This window comes from Acidovorax sp. HMWF018, assembly GCF_003061035.1.
Lineage (GTDB): Bacteria > Pseudomonadota > Gammaproteobacteria > Burkholderiales > Burkholderiaceae_C > Acidovorax > Acidovorax delafieldii.
In genome coordinates, this window is sequence record NZ_QAIM01000265.1 from 1 (window position 1) to 4,766 (window position 4,766).

Annotated in this window: 3 protein-coding genes and 1 pseudogene; 1 reads left to right on the forward strand and 3 read right to left on the reverse strand. The window is 62.1% G+C overall.

What is annotated here, in order from left to right:
- The 3 genes from DBR23_RS09700 to orn all read right to left on the reverse strand — a co-directional run.
- Nucleotides 1-860 (reverse strand): PAS domain-containing protein (locus DBR23_RS09700; protein ID WP_199227678.1); only part of this gene is annotated, 860 nt, incomplete at its 3' end.
- A gap of 136 nt (nt 861-996) precedes the next feature.
- A complete protein-coding gene (locus tag DBR23_RS09705) occupies nt 997-2,877 on the reverse strand; it encodes a DEAD/DEAH box helicase (protein ID WP_108498108.1) in 1,881 nt (626 codons plus the stop codon).
- A 390-nt stretch (nt 2,878-3,267) separates the two neighbouring features.
- On the reverse strand, nt 3,268-3,861 hold the full coding sequence (gene orn, locus DBR23_RS09710) for an oligoribonuclease (RefSeq protein WP_056062110.1): 594 nt from the start codon (nt 3,859-3,861) through the stop codon (nt 3,268-3,270).
- Nucleotides 3,862-3,970: 109 nt separating this feature from the next.
- Between orn and DBR23_RS30450 the strand changes: the two are divergent.
- Nucleotides 3,971-4,766 (forward strand): annotated as a pseudogene (locus DBR23_RS30450) (M48 family metallopeptidase); the annotation flags it as partial.

Below are 4,766 nucleotides of genomic sequence, written 5' to 3' on the forward strand. Positions count from 1 at the left end.
GCATCCCCGGACAGTGCGTAGTTAACCACTTCGCGCTGCTGAAAGGTCTTGCCCTCCCACAGGTCCAGCAATTGCTCCGCAAAGGACTCGTGCATCTCACCGCGAAACACCCGACCAATGTTGTTCAGCAGCATTTCTTTGCTCTCTGCGCCGAACATCCGCAGGGTCTGCTGGTTCACATCGATCACCCGGATTTCGTGCATGCAGCGTGTCACGAACTCGGGATGCACCCGGATGAATGTCTTGAAATCATCAATACCCTGCGCACGCACACCATCGAGCAGGCTCTTGACCGCACTGAAGTCCTCCACCCACAAGGACACGGGTGAATGTTCGAACAAATCGCGTGCGTACCGTTCGCTGCGGCGCAGCTCGGCACCTGCACGCACGGTGGCCGTAACATCCTCCAGCGACACCAGCACACGGCTCCAGTTGTCCTCGTAACCGGGCAGGATGCGCGCACGGATCTGCACATCCAGCCGACGTCCGTCGAGCGCATAGTTGACTGTCTGGTTAGAAAACTCCAGCTGCCCGTCCCACAACTGAGACAGCTCATGCGCCACCGCGTCGTGCATGTCGTCCCTGAAGACCTTATCCAGATTGGCTTCCAGTACCTGCTGGCTCTCGGCGGCAAACAGATCCAGCGTGCGCTGATTCACCTTGAGCACCTTGAGGGCTGCACTGCAGGCCCGCAGGCGGGCCGGGTCCTCTGCCAGAAACTGGCGGATGTCGGTCACGCCTTCGGCGCGCCACTGCTCAAAAAGCTGCTTGAGCGCACTGTAGTCCTCCAACCAGAGCGACACTGGCGCCAGCCCGAACATGTGCTCAAAGTCCGCACCCGAAGATAAAGAAGACGACACAGCAGATTCCTCCGGCGGCCATTATTGACGAGGCGCCGTTGGCATCCGCAGCTGAAATGGCCTCCCCAATGAAAAAAGGCCAGCACCTTACGGTACTGACCTTTGCACAAAGGGCGGCGCTAGCGCCACACAACAATCAGCGCGCGGGGCGTGCAGGACGCTTGCGGGCATCGTGGGCCACAAAGGGCTTGCCACCACCACCGGCAGGCTTGGCAAATGCAGGCTTGCGAGGAGCGAAATCGCCGCGCGGTGCACCCGCATCGCCACGAGGGGCAAAGCCACCACGGCCTGTATCACCAAAACCAGGCTTGCGGCCATAACCGTCACCGTCACGACGCGGCGCAAAACCACGGTCGCCGCCACGGTCATCACGGCCAGCGAAACCGCCGCCGCCTTCACCACGGGCAGGGGCGCCACGGTTGTCACGACCAGCAAAGCCGCCGCCAAAGCCACCACCGAATCCACCACGATCATTGCCACCACGTGCGGGACCACCGAAGCGACCGCGCGACTGGTTATCACGGTTGTCATACGAACGGCCCGGGGCGCCACGGCCACCACCAAAATCGCCACCGCGGGGTGCCTGCGGAGCGCGCTGTGAAGGCTCCATGCCCGGAATCACTTCGGCCTTGAACTGCTGGCGGCTGTACGACTCAATGTCGTAGATCTTGCGGCGATCGCGGAACTCGGCAAACGTGATGGCCAGGCCATCGCGGCCCGCACGGCCGGTACGACCGATGCGGTGGGTGTAATCCTCAGCCTTCATGGGCAGGCCGAAGTTGAACACGTGGGTGATGGTAGGCACGTCGATGCCCCGTGCTGCCACGTCAGTAGCCACCAGAATCTGCACCTGACCAGCGCGCAACGCCATCAAACGGCGGTTGCGCAGGCCCTGGCTCAGGGCGCCGTGCAACGCGACGGCCGAGAAGCCTTCTTGCTGCAGGTCGTTGGCCAAACCGTCGCACTCCACCTGGGTGCTGGCAAAGACAATGGCTTGGTTGATCGTGGTGTCGCGCAGCCAGTGGTCCAGCATCTTGCGCTTGTGCTGGGCATTGTCGGCCCAGTACAGAACTTGCTTGATGTTGGCGTGCTTCTCTTGCGGAGAATCGATGGTCACCTTCTGCACAGACGAACCACCGTCGTGCATCACGCGCATGGCCAGTTGCTGGATGCGGGGCGCAAATGTGGCGCTGAACATCATGGTCTGCTTGCGCTGCGCGGTCAGCTGGTTCAGTTCAGCCAGGTCATCCGAGAAGCCCAGGTCGAGCATACGGTCCGCTTCGTCAACGACCAGGAACTGCACCTTGTCGAGCTTGATTTGCATCGAGCGCTGCAGGTCCAGCAGGCGGCCAGGGGTCGCCACCACGAGGTCAGCGTTTTGCAGTTTGGCGATCTGCAACTGGTAAGGCATGCCACCCACCACGTTGGCCACACGCAGGCCACGGCAATGCTTGACCAGGTCGATGGCATCGTGCGCGACTTGCTGCGCCAGTTCACGGGTCGGGCACAGGATCAGGGCACCAGGGGTGGCAGCCTTGAAGTTGCGCGAACTGGTAGGGTCCTTGCGTTTGGCGCGCTTGGGAGCAGGTTCGCCACGGGCAGCGGCTTCGGCCACGGCGCGTTCAAAAGCGGCGCGCTCTTCGGCTTCGGCAGCAGCTTGCTGGTTGATCAGTGTGTGCAGCACGGGCAGCAGGAAGGCGGCGGTCTTGCCGCTGCCCGTCTGGCTGGAGACCATGAGGTCGATGAACTTGGTGGAGTCGTTGCCACCGCCCATCGCCAGAGGGATCGCCTTGAGCTGCACGCTGGTGGGCTGGGTGTAACCCAGATCAGCCACGGCTTGCACGAGTTCAGGGGCCAGGCCCAGCTCGATGAAGCCATTGGGCTCAGCGGTCACAGCAGCATCGGCTTCGACGGCTGATACCACGGCGTCCAGGGGAGAAGACTGCACGGAAATGTCGGCAGCAAAGGAAGTGTCTGCAGGCGCGAATTCGCCCTGCACCAAAGAGGTGTCGGTCATGATTTTTCTCTCACGAAGACGGTCGCGGGCGCAGCCCACGATTGGCTTCGTCAAATGGTTAAAAAACATCAACCATCAAACGAAACCTGCGCTGGCTCAGAGAAGGCCGGAGCGGGTGGGCGTTATTCGCCAGTCCTGCACTGTCGAGTGACAGTCGGCTGGCAAGCCCGGTGTGTGAGGGGAGATGCACAATCTGCGAGGGATTCCTGCGCAGCCACCGATTATTGCACGATTAAGGGTTTGCCCGCAATACCCTCCTTTGCTTTTCGCCAGTGGCAATGCCTTCTCCGCCAGGAATCCAGTCCCGCGTCGTCGTAAAACACGCGCGCCAAAGGCGCGGATCTCACCAGGGCTCCCACGCCCCTCACAAAAGGGATGAGAAGCAGTGGCTCAAGACGTTTTCACATCCACGGCCAACAGGTGCTGACGGTAATGCGCCAGCTCGTCGATGGACTCGTGGACATCGGCCAGGGCCGTGTGTTTTTGCGCTTTCTTGAAGCTGGTGTATGCCTCGGGCTTCCAGCGCTTGGCCAGCTCCTTGAGCGTGCTCACATCCACATTGCGGTAGTGAAAGAACCGCTCGAGCTTGGGCATGTAACGCACCAAAAAACGCCGGTCCTGACCGATGCTGTTGCCGCACATGGGCGCAGTGCCCTTGGGCACGTACTGGGCCAGGAAAGCAAGGATCTTCTGTTCCGCTTCCTCCTCCGTCACCGTGGACGCCTTCACCTTGTCGATCAGGCCGCTGCGGCCGTGCGTGCCTTTGTTCCAGGCATCCATCTTGTTCAGCAATTCATCCGGCTGGTGAATGGCAAATACGGGGCCTTCGACGCGGGGTTCCAGGCTCGGACCGGTCACGACCACGGCGATCTCCAGCAGGCGGTCGGTGTCGGGCTCCAAGCCGGTCATCTCACAGTCCAGCCAGACCAGGTTCTGGTCGGATTTGGCAAGCGTGGCAGGGGTGGGGTTGTTGGCTTCTGACATGGCACGCATTGTCGCCGATGGCCTAAACTCGCCGCACATGCCCACCTCCGACGACATTTCCCCCTCTTTGCTGTTCACCCTGGCCTTTGCAGCCGCGCTGCTGCTGGGCCTGGCCCTCAAGTTCTGGCTGGCGACGCGCCAGGTCCGGCATGTTGCACGCCATCGCGCTGCGGTCCCGGTACCGTTTGCCGAGCGCATCGCCCTGGCGGCGCACCAGAAGGCGGCCGACTACACCATCACCAAGGCCCGGCTGGGCATGCTGGAGATGGCGCTGGGCGCGGCCGTGCTGCTGGGCTGGACCTTGCTGGGCGGCCTGGACGCACTGAACCAGGCGCTGCTTGGCGTGCTGGGCGGCGGCATGTGGCAACAGATGGCATTCCTGGTCGCCTTTGCAGCCATCAGCGGCCTGATCGACCTACCCCTATCGCTGTACCAGACGTTTGTTGTGGAAGAACGGTTTGGGTTCAACAAGATGACCTGGCGCCTGTGGCTGGCGGACGCCCTCAAGGGCCTGCTGGTGGGCGCCATCATCGGGCTGCCCATTGCCGCACTGATCCTCTGGCTGATGGGCGCTGCAGGCCCGCTGTGGTGGCTGTGGGCCTGGTGCTTCTGGATGGGTTTCAACCTGCTGCTGATGGTGATTTACCCCACCTTCATCGCACCGCTGTTCAACAAATTCCAGCCGCTTGAAGACGAGTCGCTCAAAGCCCGCGTGACTGCGCTGATGCAGCGTTGCGGCTTCTCGGCCAAGGGCCTGTTCGTGATGGACGGCAGCCGCCGCAGCGCCCACGCCAATGCCTATTTCACTGGCTTTGGTGCCGCCAAGCGCGTGGTGTTCTACGACACCCTGCTGCGCCAGCTGGCACCTGGCGAGGTCGAGGCTGTGCTGGCCCATGAGCTGGGCC